Annotated in this window: 22 protein-coding genes; 10 read left to right on the forward strand and 12 right to left on the reverse strand. The window is 71.8% G+C overall.

From position 1 onward, the window contains the following. The first annotated feature begins 74 nt into the window (after window positions 1–74). Complete coding sequence (locus AB0B14_RS11610; protein WP_030333600.1) at window positions 75–254, forward strand: DUF4236 domain-containing protein; 180 nt, start codon at window positions 75–77, stop codon at window positions 252–254. Window positions 255–344: 90 nt separating this feature from the next. On the opposite strand, the gene AB0B14_RS11615 is transcribed toward AB0B14_RS11610, so the two are convergent. Both AB0B14_RS11615 and AB0B14_RS11620 read right to left on the reverse strand, forming a co-directional pair. Then, a complete protein-coding gene (locus tag AB0B14_RS11615; RefSeq protein WP_357522378.1) occupies window positions 345–1,229 on the reverse strand; it encodes a hypothetical protein in 885 nt (294 codons plus the stop codon). A gap of 25 nt (window positions 1,230–1,254) precedes the next feature. Beyond that, window positions 1,255–1,776: a VOC family protein gene (locus AB0B14_RS11620; RefSeq protein WP_357070005.1), complete on the reverse strand. Its 522-nt coding sequence runs from the start codon at window positions 1,774–1,776 to the stop codon at window positions 1,255–1,257. A 49-nt stretch (window positions 1,777–1,825) separates the two neighbouring features. Here AB0B14_RS11620 and AB0B14_RS11625 point away from each other — a divergent pair, with 49 nt between their 5' ends. Together AB0B14_RS11625 and AB0B14_RS11630 are read left to right on the forward strand one after the other, a co-directional pair. Next, a complete protein-coding gene (locus tag AB0B14_RS11625) occupies window positions 1,826–2,287 on the forward strand; it encodes a MarR family transcriptional regulator (RefSeq protein ID WP_357522421.1) in 462 nt (153 codons plus the stop codon). A gap of 57 nt (window positions 2,288–2,344) precedes the next feature. Continuing rightward, a complete protein-coding gene (locus tag AB0B14_RS11630; RefSeq protein ID WP_357522379.1) occupies window positions 2,345–4,015 on the forward strand; it encodes a tetratricopeptide repeat protein in 1,671 nt (556 codons plus the stop codon). A 10-nt stretch (window positions 4,016–4,025) separates the two neighbouring features. Here the strand turns inward: AB0B14_RS11630 and AB0B14_RS11635 are convergent, their stop codons facing one another. Continuing rightward, a complete protein-coding gene (locus AB0B14_RS11635) occupies window positions 4,026–5,390 on the reverse strand; it encodes an ATP-binding protein (RefSeq protein WP_357522422.1) in 1,365 nt (454 codons plus the stop codon). A gap of 74 nt (window positions 5,391–5,464) precedes the next feature. After that, complete coding sequence (locus AB0B14_RS11640) at window positions 5,465–6,121, reverse strand: response regulator transcription factor (protein WP_357070009.1); 657 nt, start codon at window positions 6,119–6,121, stop codon at window positions 5,465–5,467. Between the two features lie 96 nt (window positions 6,122–6,217). Here AB0B14_RS11640 and AB0B14_RS11645 point away from each other — a divergent pair, with 96 nt between their 5' ends. Further along, window positions 6,218–7,345, forward strand: a complete 1,128-nt coding sequence (locus AB0B14_RS11645; protein ID WP_357522380.1) for a sigma-E factor regulatory protein RseB domain-containing protein — start codon at window positions 6,218–6,220, stop codon at window positions 7,343–7,345. Window positions 7,346–7,481: 136 nt separating this feature from the next. On the opposite strand, the gene AB0B14_RS11650 is transcribed toward AB0B14_RS11645, so the two are convergent. Next, window positions 7,482–8,108: an SGNH/GDSL hydrolase family protein gene (locus AB0B14_RS11650; protein WP_357070013.1), complete on the reverse strand. Its 627-nt coding sequence runs from the start codon at window positions 8,106–8,108 to the stop codon at window positions 7,482–7,484. Window positions 8,109–8,329: 221 nt separating this feature from the next. Here AB0B14_RS11650 and AB0B14_RS11655 point away from each other — a divergent pair, with 221 nt between their 5' ends. Then, on the forward strand, window positions 8,330–10,561 hold the full coding sequence (locus tag AB0B14_RS11655) for an ATP-binding domain-containing protein (protein ID WP_357522423.1): 2,232 nt from the start codon (window positions 8,330–8,332) through the stop codon (window positions 10,559–10,561). Window positions 10,562–10,623: 62 nt separating this feature from the next. On the opposite strand, the gene AB0B14_RS11660 is transcribed toward AB0B14_RS11655, so the two are convergent. Then, window positions 10,624–11,046, reverse strand: a complete 423-nt coding sequence (locus tag AB0B14_RS11660; RefSeq protein WP_357522381.1) for a hypothetical protein — start codon at window positions 11,044–11,046, stop codon at window positions 10,624–10,626. Window positions 11,047–11,237: 191 nt separating this feature from the next. On the opposite strand from AB0B14_RS11660, the gene AB0B14_RS11665 reads away from it, so the two are divergent. Next, window positions 11,238–13,280, forward strand: coding sequence for a glycerophosphodiester phosphodiesterase family protein (locus tag AB0B14_RS11665; protein ID WP_357522382.1), 2,043 nt, complete (start codon window positions 11,238–11,240; stop codon window positions 13,278–13,280). Between the two features lie 179 nt (window positions 13,281–13,459). Further along, window positions 13,460–13,837, forward strand: coding sequence for a hypothetical protein (locus tag AB0B14_RS11670; RefSeq protein WP_357070019.1), 378 nt, complete (start codon window positions 13,460–13,462; stop codon window positions 13,835–13,837). A gap of 66 nt (window positions 13,838–13,903) precedes the next feature. Here the strand turns inward: AB0B14_RS11670 and AB0B14_RS11675 are convergent, their stop codons facing one another. The 4 genes from AB0B14_RS11675 to AB0B14_RS11690 all read right to left on the reverse strand — a co-directional run bounded on the left by AB0B14_RS11675 (window position 13,904) and on the right by AB0B14_RS11690 (window position 17,295). Continuing rightward, on the reverse strand, window positions 13,904–14,854 hold the full coding sequence (locus AB0B14_RS11675; RefSeq protein WP_357522383.1) for a sporulation protein: 951 nt from the start codon (window positions 14,852–14,854) through the stop codon (window positions 13,904–13,906). A 199-nt stretch (window positions 14,855–15,053) separates the two neighbouring features. After that, on the reverse strand, window positions 15,054–16,094 hold the full coding sequence (locus AB0B14_RS11680) for a HEAT repeat domain-containing protein (protein ID WP_357522384.1): 1,041 nt from the start codon (window positions 16,092–16,094) through the stop codon (window positions 15,054–15,056). A gap of 119 nt (window positions 16,095–16,213) precedes the next feature. Beyond that, the gene (locus AB0B14_RS11685) at window positions 16,214–16,435 is read right to left on the reverse strand and encodes a DUF397 domain-containing protein (RefSeq protein ID WP_357070025.1); all 222 of its coding nucleotides are present in this window, start codon (window positions 16,433–16,435) and stop codon (window positions 16,214–16,216) included. Continuing rightward, window positions 16,435–17,295, reverse strand: coding sequence for a helix-turn-helix transcriptional regulator (locus tag AB0B14_RS11690; RefSeq protein WP_357070027.1), 861 nt, complete (start codon window positions 17,293–17,295; stop codon window positions 16,435–16,437). The genes AB0B14_RS11685 and AB0B14_RS11690 overlap by 1 nt, the downstream gene beginning before the upstream one ends. 325 nt (window positions 17,296–17,620) lie before the next feature. On the opposite strand from AB0B14_RS11690, the gene AB0B14_RS11695 reads away from it, so the two are divergent. Then, window positions 17,621–17,869 (forward strand): DivIVA domain-containing protein, encoded by a 249-nt coding sequence (locus AB0B14_RS11695; protein WP_357522385.1) that lies wholly within the window; start codon window positions 17,621–17,623, stop codon window positions 17,867–17,869. A 143-nt stretch (window positions 17,870–18,012) separates the two neighbouring features. Then, window positions 18,013–18,201, forward strand: a complete 189-nt coding sequence (locus tag AB0B14_RS11700) for a hypothetical protein (protein ID WP_357070383.1) — start codon at window positions 18,013–18,015, stop codon at window positions 18,199–18,201. A 93-nt stretch (window positions 18,202–18,294) separates the two neighbouring features. Here AB0B14_RS11700 and AB0B14_RS11705 read toward each other — a convergent pair whose 3' ends face one another. Both AB0B14_RS11705 and AB0B14_RS11710 read right to left on the reverse strand, forming a co-directional pair. Next, the gene (locus AB0B14_RS11705; protein WP_357070031.1) at window positions 18,295–19,071 is read right to left on the reverse strand and encodes a DeoR/GlpR family DNA-binding transcription regulator; all 777 of its coding nucleotides are present in this window, start codon (window positions 19,069–19,071) and stop codon (window positions 18,295–18,297) included. A gap of 37 nt (window positions 19,072–19,108) precedes the next feature. Beyond that, the gene (locus AB0B14_RS11710; protein ID WP_357522386.1) at window positions 19,109–21,100 is read right to left on the reverse strand and encodes a beta-galactosidase; all 1,992 of its coding nucleotides are present in this window, start codon (window positions 21,098–21,100) and stop codon (window positions 19,109–19,111) included. 241 nt (window positions 21,101–21,341) lie between these two features. Between AB0B14_RS11710 and AB0B14_RS11715 the strand changes: the two genes are divergently transcribed. After that, window positions 21,342–23,546, forward strand: a complete 2,205-nt coding sequence (locus tag AB0B14_RS11715) for an alpha-galactosidase (protein ID WP_357522387.1) — start codon at window positions 21,342–21,344, stop codon at window positions 23,544–23,546. The last annotated feature ends 41 nt before the right edge of the window (window positions 23,547–23,587 follow it).

Consider the following 23,587-nt stretch of genomic DNA (forward strand, 5'->3'; position numbering starts at 1 on the left):
GGGTTTCAAAAGTTGCCGGTCCGGGCATGTTCGATCTCGACACGGCAGGGAACGGTGACGAGGGGAGTCCTCCGATGGGCCTCATGTTTCGCAAGCGCAAGAAGTACGGTCCGATCATCCTGAACTTCACCGAGAACGGCTTCTCCTCCTGGAGCATCAAGATCGGGCGCTGGTCCTGGAACTCCAAGGCACGGGCGCACCGCGTCGACCTGCCGGGTCCACTGTCCTGGAAGCAGGACAAGTCCCGGTCGTAACCTCCCGGGAGTCGAGCGGGGTGCCGTTGACATCACCGGCACCCGCTCGGCGTCTACGGAGTCTCCGCACCGGGCCCGGCGCGGGCGGGCTCAGCGCTCTGGGGTGATCAGCTCGTCGCCGGCCAGCTTGCCGTTCTCGCGGTCGCGTCGCACGTCACCTTCGTTCAGCAGGTCGGCCAGCGCGCGGTTCGCGTCGGCGGCACGGTAGACGGTCGCGGTGAGGGTGTGCCGGCGCAGCTCGGTGACCGGTCGTGGACCGCCGCGACGCAGCTCGGCCAGCAGCGCTTGGGCCAGCGGTGTGACGTCGGGGTCGCCGGCCACGTCGACAGGTGCGCTCATCGGGTCGACCGGGTCGCGGTAGCGCACGCCGAAGTCCGCGCCGACCGACCAGAGCGCGTCACGCACCGCCTCCAGACTCCGGTCCGAACGACTGCCGAACGCGACCACGCCGGCGACCTCGTCGTCCGGCAGCACCGGTGCCAGCTCGGCGACCAGGGGGAAGCCGGCCGCGACGAGCGCGGCACGGGCACTGCTGCCCGCGTGCAGCAGCACCTCGCCGGTGCGGCCGTTGGCGGCGGCCGTGAGCAGCTTCGGGCCCACCGCACCTGACACGTCCACGAAGGAGAACAGCGGTGAGCCCGCCGCACCGGCCGCCTTGACGGCGACCGGCAGCCGATCCGGGTTGCCGGGCAGCAGGTGCACGGTGACCTCGGCGGGCAGTTCCGCCTCGACCGGGCCGAGGCGGGCCGGCAGGTCGGGCGACCCGTCGGCGAGCACCAGCACCGTGACCTGGCGGCCGCGCAACTGGTCGGCGTGCGCGCCGACCAGTTGCAGCGTGGCCACCGCGCCGCCCGCGTCGGTGCCGGCGAGTGCGATGGTGGCCCGCCGGGAGCGGTGCAGGGCCGTGGGCAGCCAGGTGGTCAGCTGGCGGACCAGCAGCGCACGAAGGAAATCGGTGGTCCGGTCGGTCGGCATCGGTCCGTTCTACCGTATGACCTGCTCAGGCCGGGACGGAGATCCCCACCCCGCCCCGGGTCTGCCCGCCGTAGCGCTGCCGCTCGGCGTCCAGGTCGAGCCGACCGATCTGCTTGCGCGCGCTCAGTGCGGCGTCGTCGAGCAGGTTGGCGGGGATCAGCCAGACGATCTCGAACTCCAGGCCGTCCGGGTCCTTGCCATAGAGGCTCTTGGTCGTGCCGTGGTCGGAGGTGCCGACCAGGGCCCCGGCGGCGGCGAGCCGCTCGGCGGTGACGGCCAGCTCGTCGAGCGTGTCCACCTCCCACGCGAGGTGGTAGAGGCCGACGGTGGCCCGGCCGGCTGTCGACCGCCCGGCGCCGGCGCCGATCTCGAACAGGCCGAGGTCGTGGTCGTTGGTGGAGTCGGGAGCCTGGAGGAAGGTGGCGCCCCGGAATCCGTCCGGGGTCATCGCCACCGCACGGAAGCCCAGCACGTCCCGGTAGAACGCGACGCTGCGGGCGAGGTCACTGACGTAGAGGACCGCGTGGTTGAGCCGGTGGATACCCATGACCCCAGACTAGCTCGCTTTGGTTGAACGTTCAACCATCTGCGTTATGATGGCCGCCATGACCCGCTGGCTGGACCCCGACGAACAGCGCACGTGGCGCGCGTACCTCGCCGCGTCCCGGATGCTGATGGACACGCTCGACCGCGAGCTACAGCGCGAGGCGGGCATGCCGCACGCGTACTACGAGATCCTGGTCCGGCTCTCCGAGGCCCCCGGTCGCCAACTACGGATGAGCGAGCTCGCGCAGGCGGCGGGGTCGTCGCGCAGCCGGCTCTCGCACGCCGTGGCCCGGCTGGAGGCGGCCGGATGGGTGCGCCGCGAGGACTGCCCCACCGACCGGCGCGGGCAGATCGCCCTGCTCACCGACGAGGGCTTCGCCACCCTCGCGGCCGCCGCACCCGGCCACGTCGAAGGGGTACGCCGGCACCTGTTCGACGCGTTGAGCCCCGCCCAGGTCGACCAACTGCGCCGAATCAGCGAAACCCTGGCCGACCACCTGAGGAGATCCTGACCAATCGACACCGGCGCGGGTCTTGTACTTAACGTCGTCGAATGAGCACGATGGGGCGTGTCTTCCGGCTTCGGTGAACTGACTGACCAGGCGCACCATCTCGTGTCGGCCGGCGATCTGGCCGGCGCGCAGCAACTGCTCGCCGACGCGCTCACCGACGCCGACCCCCGTCCCGCCAACGCCACCGGCGAGTTGGCCGAGGCGGCCAGCCTCCAGGCGCGGGTGTTGGTCGCCCTCGGTGAGCCCCACTCGGCCCGGGGCTGGGCCGCCTTCGCGTACGCGGCCACCACCCGCCTGCACGGCCGCTCCGACCCGCGCACGGTGGCCGCCGCAGCGACCCTGGCCGCGGTGCTGCACCGGGTCGGCAGCCACTCCCGGGCCGCTCGGCTCTACCAGGAAGTCATCATCGAGCTGACCGCACAGGATGGCCCGGAGTCACTGCGGGTGCTCGCCGCACACGCCGACCTGGCCACCGTCGAGTACGCCCGCGGCCAGTGCACGGTCGCCCGGGACCGGCTCCAGGACGCCTGGGAGCTGCACCGGGAGATCTACGGCGACGGGCACCCCAGCGGCATCAAGATGCTGGCGCGGCTCGGGGCGATGCAGCGTGACTGCGGGCAGTTCACCGAGGCGCACGACAACCTGGCACTGGCACGTGAGCTGTGCCGGCAGCACCTGCCCGCCGACGACCCGCTGGCCGCGCAGGTGGCGGCCCTGGCCCGGGCTGCGGCCAATCCCGACCACGCCTGCGCCGACAACGCGCCCACCGCCCGGGACACCCCGGCGGTGCCGGCCGCCCGCGTCCCACCGCACGACGACGACCCGACCGAATTCGGCCGCCACCCGTCGGCATCCGCGCCACACCAGGCCGGGCCGGCAGCCGGCGGGACGGTGCCGAGTCCTCGAACGCCGGCCGACGAACCGGTCGGGCCGGCCGGCACCACCTGGCCACCCGAGTCGGCGGAGGAGCCCACGCCCTACAGCACCGACGCTCCGGTGCCCCCGTCGGTGATCGGGCTGGCCGGCGGCACCGAGGAGCAGCCGGGGGTATACCGGCTGCACCGCCCCGCCACGCAGTCCGACCCGTATACGGCGTCCGACCCATATGCAGCGCCCGACCCGTACCAGCCGTCCGACCCGCACGCGGCGTCCGACCCGTACCGGCCGCCGGACCCGTACGCGCCGCTTGAGCCCTACACGCCGTCCCGGTTGCTGCCGGTCCCCGTGCACCGGGCGCCGTCGCCGCCGCGCAACCGGCTGGTGCCGGTGCTGGTGGCCGGTGTGGTCGTGGTGCTGCTCGGTGCGGCCGCGGTGATCGCCGGGGTGGCCCGGGTCGACGGCGACGACGAGCCGACGCCGCCGCCGGCCAGCGGCTCCCCCACCGCCGGCCCGCCGGCCACCACCGCACCCAACCCGGGCGGCGCAGCGCCCACGCCGGCCGGCACCGGAGCACCGCCCGGCAGCCCGCCCGGCGCGGTAACCCTGCGCGACACCCGGGACAGCATCGCGCTGAACTGGACCTATCCGGCCGGCAGTGAGGGCCCGGTGGTCATCGCGGGTGGCCGCACCGGTCAGGACCGCAACGTCTTCGCGACCCTGCCCGCCGGCACCACCAGCTACGTCATCTACGCGCTCAACCGCACCAACGACTACTGCTTCACCGTCGCCGTCGTCTGGTCCACCGACACCGTCGCCAACTCCGAGCAGGTCTGCACCCGCCGCCGCTGACCCGGCCGACTCAGGCAGAAGCCGGCGGGTTCAGGCCCGGGTCGGCCGGCAGCAGCAGGCACACCCGCAGCCCGTGCTGCTCCGGCGCGTCGGTCAGGGTGATGCTGCCGCCGGCCCGGCGCACCAACTCCCGGACGATGGCCAGCCCCAGGCCGGCGCCGCCGTCGTCGCGGGCCCGACCGTCGTCCAGCCGGGTGAACCGGTCGAACACCCGCTCCCGATCCGCCGCCGGCACCCCCGGGCCGTCGTCGGTCACCGTCACCAGGCGGTACGCCCCGACCGTCCGCCGCGGCACCGGCGTCGCCTCGGCGGCGAGCACCACCGTGCCGTACGCGTGGCGTACCGCGTTGTCGACCAGGTTGGCCAGCACGCGCCGCAGCTCGTCGGCGTTGCCGGTCGTCCACAGCGGGCCCGGCGGCATCGTCACCCGCACCGGCGGCGACGGGTAGCGGGCCGCGACCTCGGTCAGCAGCGCGCCCAGCTCCACCGGGCCGGTCCCCCGGGCCGGCGGAGCCTCGTCCAGGCGGGCCAGCAGCAGGAGATCGTCGACAAGTCGGCTCAGCCGGTCGGTGTCGGCGAGCAGGTTGGCGGTCACCGCCGTCCAGTCCGTGCGGTCCGCGAGGCGCTGGGCGACCTCCAGCTCGGTCCGGATGTTGGTCAACGGGCTGCGCAGCTCGTGTGCGGCGTCGGAGACGAACGCCCGTTGCCGCACCCGACCGGATTCCAGCCGGTCCAGCATGCCGTTGAGAGTGACCGCCAACCGGTGGATCTCGTCGGCCGACGCGGGCACCGGCAGCCGACCGGTACCGGCCCGCCCGGTGATCTCCTCGGCGCCCCGACGGAGCGCCTCGACCGGCCGCAGAGTCGCGCCCACCACCCGCCACGCCACCCCGGCCAGCACGGCCACCAGCAGTGGGAACGCCACCAGCAGGATGACCCGGACCGCGTGGGTGCTGTGTCGCACGTCGGCCATCGACCGGGCGACCAGCACGGTCAGCGGGTCGGCAGCGGTGCCGGCGGGTACGGCGACCACCCGGACCGGGCCGACGAGCCCGACCCGCTCGGCCGGCACCTCCAGCCGCTGCCGACGGTCGTGGTCCAGCCGCTCGGGGCGGACCATCGGGACCAGCCGGTCGGCGTCGATCGAGGCGGCCCGGATCCGCCCCTGCCCGTCGACGACCTGGACGCGGACCTGCCCGCCGGCCACCGGAAGCGGGTCGGGCAACGCGTCCTCGGCGGCGAGCAGCGCGACCGCGTCGGCGGTCCGGAACGCCTCGGTGTCGACAGTTCGTTGGAGCACGAAGCCGAGCGCGCCGAGCAGTACCACCCCGCCCAGGGCCAGCCCGATGGTGAGGCCGAGCACGCCGAGCGCCATGAGCCGCCCCCGCAGCCCCAGCACCGGCAGCCAGCCGGCCCACGCCCGGCGGGCGGGCACCGGAGCGTCGGCTGTCACATCGCCAGCCGGTAACCGACGCCCCGGACCGTCTCCAGGCGGTCCCGGCCGAGCTTGCGGCGCAGGTAGCCGACGTACACCTCGACGATGTTCGGCGCGGTCTCCAGGCTCGCGTTCCACACGTGGTCCAGCAACTCGATCTTGGAGATGACCTGGCCGGGCCGGCGCATCAGGTAGTTCAGCAGCGCGAACTCCCGCGCGGTCAGCGTCACCTCGGTGTCGGCCCGGGTCACCCGTCGGCGGGCCGGGTCCAGCCGCAGGTCACCGACCTCCAGCACCGTCGGGCGCTCCGGCGCGCCGCGGCGCAGCAGCGCCCGCAGCCGGGCCAGCAGCACCACGTACGAGAAGGGTTTGGTCAGGTAGTCGTCCGCGCCACAGTCGAGGCCGTCGGCCTGGTCGTACTCGCCGTCCTTGGCGGAGAGCATCAGCACCGGCAACCAGTGCTGCTCCGCTCGCAGTTGGCGGACCAGCTCGTAGCCGGAGAGGCCGGGGAGCATCACGTCGAGGATCATGGCGTCGTACTCGCCGTGCCGGGCCGCGTCCAGCCCGGCCGGGCCGGTCCGCGCCACGTCCACCGCGAACCCCTCCGCCGCCAGGCCCCGTTGCAGGGCAGCCGCCAACCGGGCCTCGTCCTCCACCACCAGCAACCGCACAGTTCAAGGGTGCCACCCGGGTCAACCGACGGCGGTTCGGCGTCCTCAGCTCGTTCTCAGGGCCGAGGGGGGAGGATGGTCGCAGGAGGTGCCACCATGTCCGTTCTGAGAAGCCGTCCCGTCCTGCGTTGGCTGGTCCCGGCCACCGCCGCCGTCGCCGTCATCGGCGGTGGAGCGGCGATCGGCACGTTCGCCGCCGAGGCCGAGCCGAGCCTGCCGCCGCGTACCGCCGCCCAGCTCCTGGTCGATCTGCAGACCTCCCGGCTGGAGGGGGTCTCCGGGACCGTCGTGCAGCGCGCCGACCTCGGCCTGCCGCCGATCGTCGGGCTGGCCCCCGGCAACGAGCTGACCAGCGTGTTGACCGGCACCCACACCCTGCGGGTCTGGTATTCCGGCCCGGAGCGGCAGCGGGTCGCGTTGCTGGACACCCTCGGCGAGCAGGACGTGATCCGCAACGGCCGGGACGTCTGGACCTGGGAGAGCCGCAGCAACACGGCCCGCCATCGCACGCTCGGCGACGCCGAGGCCGCGAAGGCCGCTCCCGAGGCGCGGCCGAGCCTGCCGGCCACTCCGCAGCAGGCCGCCGACCTCGCGTTGGCCGCGATCGACCCGAGCACCGAGGTCAACGTCGGCCGCTCGGCGACGGTGGCCGGCCAGGACGCGTACGAGTTGGTGCTCCAGCCGCGCGACAAGGACTCCCTGGTGCACCAGCTGCGGATCGCCATCGACGCCAAGCAGCACGTGCCGCTGCGCTTCGAGGTGCTCGCGAAGGGCAGCGACCGGCCGGCGTTCGAGATGGCCTTCACCCAGATCGACTACCGTCGGCCCGCCGACGACCAGTTCACCTTCAACCCGCCGCCCGGTGTGACGGTCACCGAGGAGAAGGCCGAGCGGCCGGGTGCGGGCAAGCCCGACCACGCCAAGCCGGCGGGCGATCCGCAGGTCCGCGCGGTGGGCGCCGGCTGGACGACGGTGCTCGTCGCCCGCCTCGACGGGGCTCTCGGCGGCAAGCCGGCCGACGCGAAGCCGGCCGTGCCACCGGCCGGCGCCGCACCGGACCTGGACGTGTCGAAGCTGCTCGGCAGCCTGACGGCGGTCAAGGGCGACTGGGGTAGCGGTCGTCTGCTCACCGGCAAGCTGTTCAGTGTGCTGCTCACCGACGACGGCCGGGTCCTCGCCGGCGCGGTCACTCCGGAGCGGCTCTACCAGGCTGCTCGCGGCTGATCCAGCGGTGTTCGCGCCGGGTCGACCTGACGGTCGGCCCGGCGCTTCGCTGTGCGGCCCCGGGTCAGCTTCGCGGTGCGGCCCCGGGTCAGCTTCGCGGTGCGGCCCCGGGTCAGCTTCGCGGTGCGGCCCCGGGTCAGGAGGCGCCGAGGGCGCTCAGGTAGGCGTCGGCGAGGACCGCGTGGCCGGGCAGGTACGGGTGGACGCGGTCGTCGGCCCAGCGCGCCGACGGGCTGACCGCCAGCACCCGGTCGAACGCCGCCTGGTTGGGCACGTGCACCGCGTCGAACTCGCTGGCCAGCCCCGCCACCACGGCCGCGTACCGGTCGGTGTCGGCGCGCTGCGGGACGTCGCGGTCCGCCTCGATGAGGAACGGGTCACCGAGGATCAGCCGGCAACCGGTGGCGGCGACCGCCCGACGCAGCAGGTCGCGCAGGGTGCGCTCGTACTCGTCGATGCCGACGGCCTCGTGCGGGCGATCGCCGTAGTGCCGCCAGATGTCGTTGATGCCGATCAGCACCGACAGCCAGTCGGGGCGCTCGGCGATCGCGTCGTCGTCCCAGCGGGCGGCCAGGTCCCGGACGGTGTCGCCGCCCACACCCCGGTTGACCCACGCCAGCTCCAGCTCCGGGTGCCGCGCGTCGACAAACGCACGGACGAGGCTCACATATCCGGAGCCGTAGGGCGCGGCGACGTCGCGTCGGCCACAATCGGTGATGCTGTCGCCGATGAAGACCACCCGTTGCCCGGCCCGCAGGATCATCCGACGCCACCTCGCGATCACCGGCGCGCCGGCTCGCCTGGCTTGGTGAGAACCGCCGGAACGCGCTATCTTCAACAGTTCGAGGACACAAAAAAGAACGGCTAAAAGCCGTTCCTGCAAGCGATTCTAATCTTTAGGGAGACGGCTTGTCAAGGCACTCCGGCGGTTCCGGCGAATTGCCGCTCGACGACGAGATCGGTCGCGAGCAGGAGTACGTCTCGATGCTCTACGACCGGCTGGACGGGCTGCGTGAGCAGGCCGCCCAGCGGCTCACCGCCGAGCTGCGCAACACCGGCGGCACCCTCCAGGACCGCTCCCAGCGCGACAGCTCGGTAGCGATGTACGCCGATCAGGTCGAGCAGTTCTCCGCCGTGGAGAACGGGCTCTGCTTTGGCCGACTCGACGGTGACGACGACTCCCGCCACTACATCGGCAGGATCGGCATCTTCGACAGCAGCGGTGACTACGACCCGCTGCTGATGGACTGGCGCGCCCCCGCCGCCCGCGCCTTCTACCTCGCCACCGCCGCCAACCCGCAGGGCGTCCGCCGCCGCCGGCACCTGCGCACCCGGCAGCGCAAGGTGACCGGCCTCAACGACGAGGTGCTGGACATCGACACCGCCTCCCCCGGCGGCCACGAGGAGCTGACCGGCGAGGCGTCGCTGCTCGCGGCCCTCAACGCGGGCCGGACCGGCCGGATGCGCGACATCGTCGAGACCATCCAGGCCGAACAGGACGAGATCATCCGCGCCGAACTGCCGGGCGTCATGGTGGTCCAGGGCGGCCCCGGCACCGGCAAGACCGCCGTCGCGCTGCACCGGGCGGCGTACCTGCTCTACACGCACCGCCGCGAACTCTCCAGCCGGGGCGTGCTGCTGGTCGGCCCGAACGCGACATTCCTGCGCTACATCTCCCAGGTGCTGCCGACGCTGGCCGAGACCGGCGTGCTGCTGCGTACCCAGGGTGATCTTTTTCCCGGGGTGAGCGCCCAGCGGACCGAACCGGCCGAAACGGCGGCGCTCAAGGGCCGGGCCGTGTTGGCCGAGGTCCTGGCGTTGGCCGTCCGGGACCGGCAGTGGGTGCCGGACGAGCCGCTGGAGATCGAGGTCGAGCGGGAGACGCTGACCCTCGACCCGGAGATCGTGCGGGCCGCGCGGGACCGGGTGCGCCGCGTCGGCCGGCCGCACAACCTGGCCCGCACGCTGTTCGACACGGAGGTCGTGCACGCGCTCGCCGATCAGGTGGCCGAACGGATCGGCGCCGACCCGCTGGGCGGGGACAACCTGCTCGACGAGGCGGACCGGGCCGAGATCCGCCGCGAGCTGCGCGAGGAAACGGAGATCCAGGCCGCGCTGGACCGGCTGTGGCCGGTGCTCACCCCGCAGCGACTGCTCGCCGACCTGTACGCCGACCCGGACCGGATCGCCGCCGCCGCGCCGATGCTCACCGATGAGGAGCAGGCGCTGCTCCGCCGGGAGCCGGGCGGTTGGACGCCGGCCGACGTACCGCTGCTGGACGAGGCCGCCGAGCTGCTCGGCGAGGACGAGCGGGCCGCCGCCGCCCGCCGGGACCGGATCCGGATGATGGAACGGGAGTACGCCGAGGGCGTGCTCGAGATCGCCCGGGGTTCCCGCTCGATCGACGTGGAGGACGAGGCCGAGGGCGGTGAGATCCTCGGCGTGACCGACCTGATCGACGCGGACCGGCTGCTGGAGCGGCAGGAGGAGGCCGACCGCCTCACCACCGCGCAGCGGGCCGCCGCCGACCGGAGTTGGGCGTTCGGCCACGTGATTGTGGACGAGGCGCAGGAGCTGAGCCCCATGGCGTGGCGGCTGCTGATGCGCCGCTGCCCGAGCCGGTCGATGACGATCGTCGGGGACGTCGCACAGACCGGCGCGCTCAGCGGCACACCCTCGTGGGCGGACGCTCTCGCCCCGTACGTGGCGCAGCGGTGGCGGCTGACCGAGTTGACGGTCAGCTACCGCACGCCCGCCGAGATCATGACTGTCGCCGCCGACGTCCTGGCGCAGATCGACCCGGCGCTGCGTCCGCCGCGCTCGGTACGGGAGAGCGGCGTACCCCCGTGGGACCGCACGGTTCCCGACGAGCGGTTGGCGGCGGAACTCGTCGCGGAGGCCACCCGGGAGGCGGCGGCGCTGACCGAGGGTCGGCTCGGTGTGCTCGTGCCGGCCGGCCGGGTGGGCGAGTTGGGCGCCGCGGTGACCGGCGCGCTGCCGGAGGCCGCCGTGGGTGAGCACCCGGAGCTGGAGAGCCGGGTGGTGGTGTTGACAGTCGCGCAGGCCAAGGGGCTGGAGTTCGACTCGGTGCTCGTCGTCGACCCGGACCGGATGGTGGCCGAGTCCCCCCGTGGTCGCAGCGACCTGTACGTGGCGCTGACCCGCGCCACCCAACGCCTAGGCGTCCTGCGCCCCACCCCCACCGCCGCCCGCTGAGTTGATCATGAGGTTGACGTGAACTGTGGTGTTCCACAGCCACGTCAACCTCATGATCGCGGTTAGTCGGTGACGGAGCGGTCTTGGACAGTCTTCGCCGGCTCCGGTGCCGACGTGGACTGGTCGCTGGTGTTGCCGCTCATCGGCGTACTCAGGCCGCCGGTGGTCGCGTCGCCGGTCGTCGTCGGGGCCACCTTGCCCCGGTGCCGCTCCGGCTGGCGGGCCACCCGGCGTACGCTCGCCGGCCCGGCGGTGCCACCGGTGGTGGTCACCGCGCCCTGCCCGCCCACCGGGCCACCGTCGCGCAGCACCTGTGGGTCGATCCGTTCCTTCGCCGGATCGAACGGGTCATCGCGCTGGATCTGACTCTCCACATCGGTGCGGGGCACCGTCACCTCGTCGAGGGCGCCCTTGCCGTACACGCCGCCGGCGATCCGATCCTCGGCCTCGCGGGCGGCGTCCTGCCGCATGTCGTCCTCACGCACGCTCATCACCTCGCAGAAGCTGTGGAACTGACTGCGTGCCCGGCCACCGGCTGGCCAAACCCGGCCTGACCGGGAGGTCGTCCACCGCGGTTCACCGTCGCGCCGCCCACTGGCCGCCTGCCCGCAGTCCGAGATGTCCATGCTGTCCCGCGACCGGGGGGAGATGCCCGCCGGCAGGAGGGGATGACAGCGTGCGCACAGTACGCCGTACCGCCGTCGCGGCCCTGGTGGCCGCGACGGTGACGACCGGGCTCGCGGTGCCCGCCCAGGCGAAACCGCGACCGGACCGGACATTCGACGTGCAGGCCCACCGGGGCGGCCTCGGGCTGCGGGTGGAGAACACCCTGGCCTCCTTCGGCAACGCTCTCCAACTCGGGGTGAGCACCCTCGAACTGGACGTGCAGATCACCGAGGACGGTCAGGCCGTCGTCACCCACGACCGCAAGATCAGTGGCGCCAAGTGCGCCGACACCAACCCGGTGACGCCCGGCGACCCGGAGTTCCCGTACGTCGGGAAGTACGTCAACACGCTCAGCCTGGCCCAGGTGCGCACGCTCGACTGCGGCTCGAAGACGCTGTCGGACAAGCCCGGCCAGCTCGCCGTCCCCGGTGCCCGGATGCCGCTGCTGCGTGAGGTCTTCGCGCTTGTCAACCGCTACCGGGCGAAGGACGTGACGCTCAACGTCGAGACCAAGGTCGAGGCCGGCGCGCCGACCGAGACCGCGCCGCGCGAGCAGTTCGTCCGGGTCACCGCTGCCGAGATCCGTGCCGCCGGGCTGCTCAGGCAGGTCACCATCCAGAGCTTCGACTGGGGCTCGCTGATGCGCATGCGCCAGGTCGAGCCGAAGCTGCCGCTTGTCGCCCTGACCAACTACGACTTCCTCCAGACCGGTCAGCCGGGTGCCTCGCCGTGGCTGGGCGGGCTGGACATCGACGACTTCGGCGGCGACCCGATCAGGGCGATCCGCAGCTTCGGCGCCAGCGCCTTCTCGCCGGTGCACGGCATGCCGCAGAACGGCATGGTCACCGACCCCGGCTACCAGCCGTACGTCACCAAGGAGATGGTCGCCCGGGCGCACCGCTACGGGATCAAGGTGATCCCGTGGACTGTCGACGACCTGCCGACCATGGCCAAGCTGATCGACGACGGCGTGGACGGCCTGATCACCGACTACCCGGACCGGCTGCGGGGCCTGCTGGCGCAGCGCGGCTACCGGCTGCCGAAGGCGTACGCCGCGCCGTTCGACATCCAGGCGCACCGTGGCGGTCGGGCCACCCGGCCGGAGAACACCCTGCCGGCCTTCGCGAACGCGTTGTCCAACCGGGCCATCTCCACGCTGGAGCTGGACACCGGCGTGACCGCCGACGGCAAGCTCGTGGTGCTGCACGACCGCACCGTCAACGGGTCACACTGCGTCGACACCCACCCGGTGCGCCGTGGCGACCCGAAGTTCCCGTACGTGGGCAAGCCGGTGCACGAACTGACCCTGGCGCAGCTCAAGACCGTCGACTGCGGCACGAAGACGCTGCCCGAACTGCCCGCGCAGGTGCCCGCGCCGGGTGCCCGGATCCCGACCCTGGACGAGGTCTTCGCCCTGGTGAAGGCGAGTGGCCGCGCCGACATCGGCATGAACATCGAGACGAAGATCAGCCCGGTGGTGAACGACACCGAGCCGTACCGCAGCTTCACCCGCAAGCTCGTCGACGCCATCCAGCGCGCCGGCTTCACCAACCGGGCCACCATCCAGTCGTTCGACTGGCGCACCATCACGTACGCCCGGCAGCTCGACCGGCGGATCGGCACCGTCGCGCTGGTCTGGCAGTACGGCCCGGCCGAGTGCGCGACGCTCGCCGACGAGTGCTCGTTGCAGGCGGTGTACGGCAACCCGGCGGTGAAGAGCCCGTGGACCGGTGGACTGGACTGGTGGAAGTACCAGGACCTGGGCAAGCTGACCCGGGCCGCCGGTGCGGGCACGGTGTCGGCCAACTGGCAGGTGCACGACCCGAAGCAGGGCACTGTCGCCTCGGACGACTGGTACCTGCGGGAGAACCCGGCATACTTCCACGGACCGGACGTCCGCACGCTTCAGGCCCGCGACGGACTGAAGGTGATCCCGTACACCGTCGATGACGCGACGGTGATGCAGCGGGTCATCGACCTCGGCGTCGACGGCATCATCACCGACGACCCGGACCTGTTGGTGAGCGTGGCCAGGCGCAACGGCCTGCGCTGACCCAGTCGTCCACCCGATCGCCGGCCGGATTTTTCCGGCCGGCGATCGGTGTTACCTGCTCCGTGGCCTCGGGTAGTCGGGGGTTGTCCCCGCCGTGCAAGCGAACCGTGCCGTGGCCGACACGCGGTAGCGGGGCGAGGGAATGCAGGTACGACTCATCGCATCCTGAGGAGGACCAGATGAGCACGCAGGCTGCTTCCACCCGGCCGATGAACCGGCCCATGAACGACCCGCAGAATCCCGCGTCGATGCGGGACATGCCGACCCAGCAGATGCCGGTCATGCACGACGGGCGTCGCAACGACATGCAGGCACCCGGTACGGAGACCAAGCAGGCGTTCAAGACCACCGAGTTCTGGATCTACCTGATCGCGGTGGCCGCCGTACTGGGCGCGTCGCAGGTCGTTGGTCAGAACTCCGCTGGGGTGGACATCTTCCGGGCCGACAACGCCTGGTTCCTGATCACCCTGCTGACGCTTGGCTACCTCGGTAGCCGTGGCCTCTCGAAGGCCGGCAGTAACTGGCGCAGCAGCGAGGAGCGCAAGGCTCGGCACTGACCGGTTCACGGTCGACGGCGGCCTCCGGGAGACTTCTCCCGGAGGCCGCCGTGGTGTTCGTACCGACTACTCGTCGCCGCCGAAGTCACCACCGAAGTCGCCCTCGAACGCATCCTCGATCATCTCGCCGGCGACCATGCCGCCGGCGACGCCGAGCGCCGCACCGGCCACCATGCCGCCCATTCCGGGCCCACGGCCATGACCGTGACCGCGGCTCGCACCGTACTGGGAGCGGAGGCTGCCGTAGCGGGACGTGGTCTCGCGCAGCCAACCGTCGACGACCTGCGCCCAGTCCACCCGGTCGACGTCGGTGTGCGCCACCTGGAAGCGACCGAACGCGTCGTGCCCGGCGCTGAGGAAGCCGCCCCGCTTGTCGCACTCCAGGATGACCTCGACGCCGCGCTGACTGGTCACGAAGGTCAGCTCGACCTCGTTGATCGTGCCCGCGTACTGCGGAGCGGCAAAGAACTCGATCTCCTGGTAGAACGGCAGCGTCTGCTGGACGCCCCGGATGTGACCGCGCTCCAGGTCGGCGTGCTTGAACCGGAAGCCGAGCCGCTGGAACGCCTCCAGGATCCGCTCGTGCACCGGCAACGGGTGCACCGCCACCTGGTCCAGGTCGCTCTTGTCGACCGCGCGGGCGATCGACAGCTCGGTGCGCAGGCCCATCGTCATGCCGTGTAGGCGCTGGCCGTACACGTCGGTGATCGGGGTCTCCCACGGCACCGGGAGCTGGAACGGGATGGAGAGCTGCTGCTTCGGGGCGAGCACGAACGCGCCGCTGACCGCCATCCGGTGAAACTCCAGGGTGCCGGAGTATTCGGCGTCGTGCCCCTCGACCTCCACCCGGGTCACCAGGCCGATCACCACCTGCTCGATGGCCGCCTCGGCGTCACCGCCGACGAGGTTGACCTGCCCGTCGAGGGTCAGGCCGGGCCGGGTGTTGGGGTTGGTCAGCACAGTGTCCACACTGGGACCGCCCACACCGAACGCGCTCAACATCTTCTTGAAGACCATCGGAACTCCTGTGCGACGCCGACCGCTCCTCCGCTGGAGTCGGACGTTGACTCGACCGGCACCCTATCCAGCACCCCTGTGAGATGGCTGTGAAGCGCTCGCGTCGCGTCGTCGGGCGCGTCGCTAGATCGACTCGGGTTCCTGGAAACCGGGGCATCGCCGCGACCGGGACACCCCGACTTCCGTGAACCCGAGTCGATCAGCGCTGGAGATCCGCGATGGCCAGCTCGGCCGCACGAGCCGGATCGTGCCCGGCCCGGTTGAGCAACCCGTCCAGAAACCAGTGGCCGGAGATGTCGGAACCGGCGCTGACGTCGAGGTACAGGCCGAGGTCGCACCGCTCGCCGAAGACCGCGACCCGCAGATCGGGTCGGAGCTGGTGCACAGTGGTCAGGACCTGCCACGCCGACTCGTCGCGCTCGCCACGGCGCACCGGATCACACTCCCGCAGGGCGTCGGCGACACCGTCGGCGGTGGGATCGAACCCGTCCAGCAGCGGCAACAGCGACTCGTCCGCCAGGTACGCGGCGGCCTGGAAGGTGAACGTGTGCACCTCCTCCTGCGCGAGCAGTTCGCGTACCAGGGGAAGCGCCCTGGGGTCCCGCCGTCGCGCCAACCCTCGGCCGCCCTCCGCGCGTACCTCGTCGTTGGCGTCGCGGGTGCGGTCCCACAGCGCCTGCCGGACGGCGTTCCCGTCCGCGGTGCTCACCCAACCGAGGCTGAAGGTCGCCCACTCGCGCACCTCGGGGTCGGCGTCGGCGCTCAGGACGATCAGCGCTGCCACACCGTCCTCGGGAGGGTGATCGTCGATCAGCACCATCGGCAGCGCGGCCGCGACCTGGAACCGCACATCACCGTCGGGGCTGCCGGCGAGGGCGACCAGGGTGGGCAGGGCACGGGGATCGCAGGTGGCGCCCAGTGCGCGGGCGATCGACCAGTGCACCTCAGGATCGACTTCGGTGTCGGCCAACGCGATCAGGGCCGTCGCGGCGTCGCTGCGCAGGTCGTCCCCGTGCACGTTACTCGCGAAGCCGAGCAGGTCGCACGCCGCCGCGCGCACCACACGGTCCGCGTCGGCCAGGTGCGCGACCGCCAACCGCACGGCGACAACGCCCGAGCCGGCCGCGTGTCGAAGCAGGTCGGACCCGTCGTCGGAGTCGTCGGAGCCGCCCGAGTCGACGACGCGACGCAGCCGCTGCACCGCCCGGTCGAACAACTCCGCCACCTCGTGCGTCTGCACGACCGGAAGAGTGCGCGCCGGCCGGTAGCTGCCGCCACCCAATTTTGATCAACTCCACCTCGCCGATATCGGGGTATCAGCCCGACCGGGACACCCCCGCATCAGCGAACCGGAGTCGATCACGGATCGGTGCGGGCAAACGTGCCGTCCTTGACCCCGTTGACAAACGCCGTCCAGCCGGGGGCGCCGTAGACGAGGGTCGCCGCCGCGCGGTCCTTGCTGTCGCGCACCGCCACCCGACCAGAACCATCGAGAACAGGCCCCGCCTCGACACAGCTACCACCGTTGCTGTCACTCCTACTGCTGATGTGCCAGGCGACCTCGGACATGTCCTCGCTCATCACAACTCCTCCGCGATGCTCGTGATCAATTTCGTTGACTCGCTCTCGCTGAGCGCAGAATCCAGCAGACGACCGAAGGTACGAACGAAGCGCTCAGCCTTCGGCGACTCCAGGTAGAGCCGCCCGCCCAATGACTCCACATAGGCAACCGCAGGATACGGCTCCGGCAGTCGGAATATCCAGAACGTGCCGTCGAGCCCCTGGTGCAGAGCCACACCGAAGGGCATGACCCTGATTGCCACGTTGCCCAGCCGTTGCGCCTGCGCGAGGTGGCGTAGTTGTTGGCGTAAAACCTCCGGCCCGCCGACCATCCGACGCAGCGCCGCTTCGTCGATCACCGCGGAAATCGTGAGTGGGCGGCGTCGTCTCAGGACCTCCTGGCGGGTCATCCGAAGTTCGACCCAGCGGTTGATCGTTGCCTCGGAAACCCCCGGTTCTGCCGCGTTACGGATCACGGCCTCGGCGTACTCCCGGATCTGGAGCAGCCCCGGCACCAGGGTGAGATGGAAGCAGCAGACCTGCTCAGCGCGACCTTCCAGCCAGGGATATTCGATGAAGGACGCGTCCACGACGTCGCCATAGTCCTCGTCCCACCGGTCCGTGCGCCACACCTCCTCGGCAAGCGCCAGCAGACGCGCTCGCTCGGCTGCGTGGTGAAATCCGTAGAGATCCAGTAGCGCGATCACATCGCCCTTGCGGATCGGCCAGTCCGCGCGTTCGTAGCGACCAAGCGCGGACATGTCGCGTTGCAGATGCTCAGCGACCAACTTCAACGTCATTCCTCGCTCCTCGCGCAGAGCCCGCAACTGCTGACCCAGCCATTGCGCGCGAAGTGTCCGGATGAACGGCTTGTGCGGCATGGTTCACCTCTCAATCTGTTGGCGAGGCCCGTGTAGGAACCATTGCTCCAGTTGCAAGCGACTGGAAACGTGGCCTTCGGGTGAGGGTGATCGCCGGCCCCCGGGGAAGCCCGGTGCAAACACGGCAACCGCGGCTGTGCCAACAGCCGAGAAGGTGACGAGAGACGGCCTCGCGAGTGGCAGTCGCATACCGGATCTCGTCGGGTCTCCACTAGAGCGTCGGGAGGTGCGACTCCCGGCTCCGAACCGACTTGAAGAAATACCTACCACGGGAAGGGGCGCCGTCGCGACCCTGACTCACCCATCGACCGTCGAGAGGTGACACATGAGCAGAAGCACGCGGTACGACGGCAGCGGGCTGCATCCGCGGCACGTCCGCGACCACCACTTCGCCACCGTCGGCTTCGGCCGGCGGGGCCTCGATCCCGCAGAGGTACGGCGGTTCCTGCACCGGGTCGCGCTCGACCTGACCATGCTGCACCAGGATCTGGCGCTGCTCAGCGCGGAGAACGCCCGGGTGAAGCGGGCGCTGCGTGCCTGGCACGGCGCCGGGCCCAACGGGCGTCGGCCGTGACCCCGCCGTACGAGCCGCCGGGCGGAATCTTCGTGCCGCTGCCTCGGGCCGCCGTGCTGGCGTTCACCGAGTCGACCGAACCGCCGCCCCGACACGTGATCCACCTGCCGGTGGCGGTCGCCGACCTGGCCGGGGCGCTGGCCATGGCCCGTGCTCTCGCCGGTTCTCTGGCTCGGACGCCGCAGGTCGACGTCGGCGGCATCACGGTCTCGGCGGAGGACGCGCAGCACGTACGACAGTGGGTCTTCTGCGACCGAATCTTGCCCGATCGCCGCCGCTGCGCGCGGCAGGCCGACCACGACGAAGCCTGCTCGCCCGTAGACGATCCCTAGATCGACTCGGGTTTCTGGATACTGCGGTGTCCGGGTGACCGGGACCCCCCGGTTTTCAGGAAGCCGAGTCGATCAAGCGCCGGCGGCGGGCGCCTAACCGACCTCGACGATGACCAGTTCGCCTACCTGTTCGTCGATCGTGGTGCGGGCCTCGGCCGGCAGCCCACGGTCGGTGATCAGGATGTCGGCGGCCTCCAGTGGGGCGATGGTGGCGATGCCGATGGTCTCCCACTTGGTGTGGTCGGCGAGCACCACGAGTCGGCGGGCGGCGCCGATCAGGCACCTGTTGACCCCGGCCTCCAGCAGGTTGGGTGTGGTGAACCCGGTGCGTGGGCTGAGCCCGTGCACGCCGAGGAAGAGCAGGTCGACGTTGAGCGCGCTGATCGCCGCCTCGGCCACCGGCCCGGTCAACGCGTCCGACGGGGTGCGGATGCCGCCGGTCAACACCACCGTCTGGACGGCGCGCGGGTCCTGGTAGAGCGCGTCGGCCACCGGGATCGAGTTGGTGACCACGGTCAGCCCCCGGACGTCGGAGAGCAGGGTGGCCAGCGCCGCGGTGGTGGTGCCGGCGGACAGCGCGATGGCCATCCCCGGCTCCACCATCGTCGCCGCCCGCTCGGCGATGGCCCGCTTCTCGGCCTGCTGCCGGATCGACTTCGCCGCGAAGCCGGGCTCCTCGGCCGAACCCGGGCCGGCGAGTGTCGCGCCGCCGTGCACCTTGTCCACCAGGCCGCGCTCGGCCAGCGCCTCCAGGTCGCGGCGGATCGTCATGTCGGACACGCCGAACCGGCTGACCAGGTCGCTCACCCGTACGCCGCCACGCTGACGGATCAGATCGAGGATGGCGGTCTGCCGCTGCTGGGCGAGCATGGGGAACGCTCCTTCGCGCCGTGGACTGTCGTCAGCGTCAGGTCCGATCCTCACGGACGACCGCCACCGCACCGGCCGGCACCCTCAGCTCACCGGCACACCGCGCACCGGTCAACAGTTCGACACCGGTCGCCGGGAGCCGGGTCTCCGCCTCGGTGTGGTTGATGACGAACAGCCAGGTGCGCTCGCCGTCGCGCCGCCGTACCGCCTCCACCCCGGGCGGCGTCGGCGCCGCCGGGCGCACGCCGGCCTCGTCGACGAGCCGGGCGACCAGCCGATCGGTGGCCGGCTCGTCCAGCCGGGTGCCGACATACCAGGCGGCGCCGTCGCCCACCGGGTGCCGGGTCAGCGCCGGCACGCCCGGCAGGGGCCCATCGGTGTACGACGCGAGCACCTGCGCGCCGTCCGGGTGCAGCCACTCGGTCCACACGTCGGCGGTGCTGCCGTCGTCCAGGTGGACCTGCTCGCCCTCGCGCAGCGGGAAGAACTCCTCGGTCCGTACGCCGAGCAGCTCCCGGAACGCGCCGGGGTAGCCGCCGAGGCGGATGTGGTCGTTGGCGTCGACGATGCCACTGAAGTAGGTGACCGCCGCGGTGCCGCCGCCCTCGACGAAGCGGTGCAGTGCCGCGACATCGGCGTCCCGGACCAGGTAGAGGGTCGGCACCAGAACCAGCCGGTAGCCGCTCAGGTCGGCCGACGGGTGGATCACGTCGGCGGTCACCCCGGCCTTCCAGAGCGCGCGGTAGAGGGCGTTCAGTCGGTCGGCGTAGGTGACGTCGACGCTGGGGTGCGAGTCCAGTTCGAGGCCCCACCATGCCTCCCAGTCGAACAGGATCGCCACGTCGGCGTCCACCCGACTGCCGCGTACCTCCGCGAGGGCCTTGAGGTCCGCGCCGAGTTGGCAGACCTCGCGGAACACCTTGGTGTCCGGCCCGGCGTGCGGCACCAGCGCGGAGTGGAACTTCTCGGCGCCGAACCGGGACGCGCGCCACTGGAAGAACAGCACGCCGTCGGCGCCGCGGGCGACGTGCGCCAGACTGTTGCGGCGCAGTTGACCGGGCAGCTTGGCCACGTTGCGCGGCTGCCATTGGACGGCGCTTGTGGAGTGCTCCATCAGCAGCCACGGATCGCCGCCGGCGACGCCCCGGGTGTGGTCGGCGGCGAGCGCCAACCCGAGGTGCGCCTGCGGGTCGGCGGCGGTCAGGTAGTGGTCGTTGGACACCAGGTCCACATCGTCGGCCCAGGACTGGTAGTCCATGTCCTTGACACCCATGCCGATCATGAAGTTGGTGGTGATCGGCTGGCGGACCAGGGTCTTCAGCACCTCGCGTTCGGCGCGCAGTTGGGCACGCAGCTCGTCGGAGGAGAACCGCAGGAAATCCAGCTGCTGGGTGGGGTTGGCGAAGGCCGTCACCGTGCGGGGCGGGTTGATCTCGGCCCAGTCGCCGTAGCGCTGACTCCAGAACGCGGTGCCCCAGGCGTCGTTGAGCCGGGCCAGGTCGCCGTAGCGCTCCCGCAGCCACCGGCGGAACGCCTCGGCGCTGACGTCGCAGTAGCAGTGCGAGTTGTGACAGCCCAGCTCGTTGGAGACGTGCCACATCACCACGGCGGGGTGTTCGGCGTACCGGCCGGCGACCGCCCGCACCAACTCCAGCGATCGCTCGCGGAACACCGGGGAGCTGGGGCAGTACGCCTGTCGGCCGCCCGGCCAGAGGATCGTGCCGTCGGCCTGTCGGGGCAGCATCTCCGGGTGCGCGCGGGCCAGCCACGGCGGCGGGCTGGCGGTGGCGGTGGCCAGGTCGACCTGGATCCCGCCGTCGTGCAGGAGGTCGAGCACCCGGTCCAGCCAACCGAACTCGAATCGACCCGGACTGGGCTCCAGCAGGGCCCAGGAGAAGATGCCGACCGAGACCAGGTTGACCCCGGCTCGGCGCATCAACTCGACGTCCTCGGACCAGGTCTGCTCGGGCCACTGCTCCGGGTTGTAGTCGCCGCCGAAGGAGATGCCGTTTCCGTGCCATTGCCGCATGAGAGCTGAGGGTGCACCTCGCGCGCCAGGCAAGTCAACAGATTCCAACATCGATTCGTTTTCCACGCCTACCGGGTAACGGGCGTATCACCACTGGTTACCGGACGCGAACTGCCCTCTTGTACAGCGCCTGACCGAGGGGTAACTTGAGGCCCCACTGGCCGATCGTGTTGACCAATGTGGATTCTTGGTGGATCCCGATAGGTGCTCACGGTCACCTGACCTTGGGGGCCTCGAAGGGATGACGATCCTGCACCTGCGCCGCGGGCGGACCAGCCTGGTGCTCGACGCGCGCGGCCCGGGGCTGCCCCGGGTCGTGCACTGGGGCGGCGACGTCGGCGACCTCGACGACGACGCCCTGCGCCAGCTCGCCGAAGCGACGGTGCCGCCGGTGGTGCCGAGCAGCTTCGACGAGCCGCCACTGCTGTCCCTCCTGCCGGAGGCGAGTGCCGGCTGGGGCGGCCGGCCGGGACTGGCCGGGCACCGCGACGGACGGGACTGGTCCACCGCGTTCCGCCTCGATGGGTTGGACCTGCACGAGGACCCCGACCCCGGGCACCCGGCTGCGGGTGGGGAGGCGGTGAGCGTACTCCCGGCCGACGGTGGGCACGACGGGCCCGGCGCGGCGCTGCTGACCGTGCGGGCGTCGGACCCGGCCGCCGGGCTGACCCTGACCTGCGAGATCACGCTGGACCGGCACGGGTTGCTGACCATTGCGCACCGGCTGCGCAACGACGGCGACAGCGTGTACGAGCTGCGGGAGCTGACGCCGGTGCTGCCGGTGCCGGCGGTCGCCACCGAGCTGCTCGACCTGACCGGCCGGTGGTGCCGGGAACGGTCCCCGCAGCGGCACCCGTGGCCGCACGGCGCCTGGGTCCGCGAGGGCCGACACGGACGGACCGGGCACGACGCCACGCTGCTGCTGGTGGCCGGCACCGCCGGGTTCGGCTTCGGGCACGGTGAGGTCTGGGCGGTGCACACCGCGTGGAGCGGCGACCACGTCACCGTCGCCGAGCGCCGCCCCACCGGGGAGGCCACCCTCGGCGGCGGCGAGTTGTTGGCCCCCGGTGAGATCCGGCTCGGCCCCGGCGAGTCCTACGAGACTCCCCTGCTCTACGCCGTCTGGTCCGACGCCGGGCTGGACGGGCTCAGCGACGTACTGCACTCGCACCTGCGGGCCCGGCCCGGCCACCCGCGCTCCCCCCGACCGGTGACCCTGAACGTCTGGGAGGCCGTCTACTTCGACCACGACCTGGACCGGCTGCGGGCCCTCGCCGACCGGGCCGCGCAGATCGGCGTGGAGCGGTTCGTGCTCGACGACGGCTGGTTCCGCGGCCGGCGCGACGACACCGCCGGCCTCGGTGACTGGTACGTCGACGAGGGCGTCTGGCCCGAGGGCCTGCAACCGCTCATCGACCACGTGACCGGACAGGGCCTGCAGTTCGGTCTGTGGGTCGAACCGGAGATGGTCAACCCCGACTCCGACCTGTTCCGGGCGCACCCGGACTGGCTGCTGGCCGTGCCGGGCCGGCTGCCGCCGGCGTGGCGCAACCAGCAGGCGCTCGACCTGGGCCGCCCGGAGACCTACGACTACCTGCTGGAACGCCTCGACGCGCTGCTCACCGACCATCCCGGCATCAGCTACCTGAAGTGGGACCAGAACCGGGACCTCACCGAGGCCGGGCACCACGGCCGTCCCGGGGTGCACGGGCAGACCCTGGCGGTCTACCGACTCCTCGACGAGGTGCGCCGCCGGCATCCCGGCGTGGAGATCGAGAGCTGCTCGTCCGGCGGTGCCCGGGTGGACCTGGCCATCCTGGCCCGCACCGACCGGGCCTGGGCCAGCGACTGCAACGACGCCCTGGAACGGCTCAGCATCCAGCGCTGGACCGGGCTGCTGCTGCCACCGGAGCTGATCGGCACGCACATCGGCCCGGAGCGCTCACACACCACCCACCGCGTCCACGACCTGGGCTTCCGGGCGGCCACCGCGCTCTTCGGCCACCACGGCATCGAGTGGGACATCGCCTCGATCAGCGCCGCCGAGCAGACCGAGTTGGCCGCCTGGGTGGCACTGCACAAACGGCTGCGGCCGTTGCTGCACTCCGGTCGGATGGTCCGGGTCGACCACCCGGACCCGGCCGTCTGGGCGCACGGCGTGATCGCGGGCGACAAGACCCGAGCGGTGTACGCGGTGGCCCGACTGGCCACCTCGGTGGCGCAGACCCCGGGCGCGGTCCGGCTGCCCGGCCTCGACCCGGCCCGGCGGTACCGGGTGCGACAGGTGGCGGACGTACCCGCTCCGGCGACAATCGAACGGGCCGCGCCACCATGGCTGGCCTCCGGTGTCACCCTCAGCGGGGCGGCGCTGGCCCGGGTTGGCGTGCAACTGCCCGCGTTGCACCCGGAGCAGAGCCTGGTGCTGGAGGTCGACGCGGTCGGCTAGAAATTCTTCCGCCGGAGTGTCGAGAACGGCGCTGCCGGCTT

It is taken from the genome of Micromonospora sp. NPDC049171 (assembly GCF_040648275.1).
In the GTDB taxonomy this organism is placed as follows: Bacteria; Actinomycetota; Actinomycetes; order Mycobacteriales; family Micromonosporaceae; genus Micromonospora.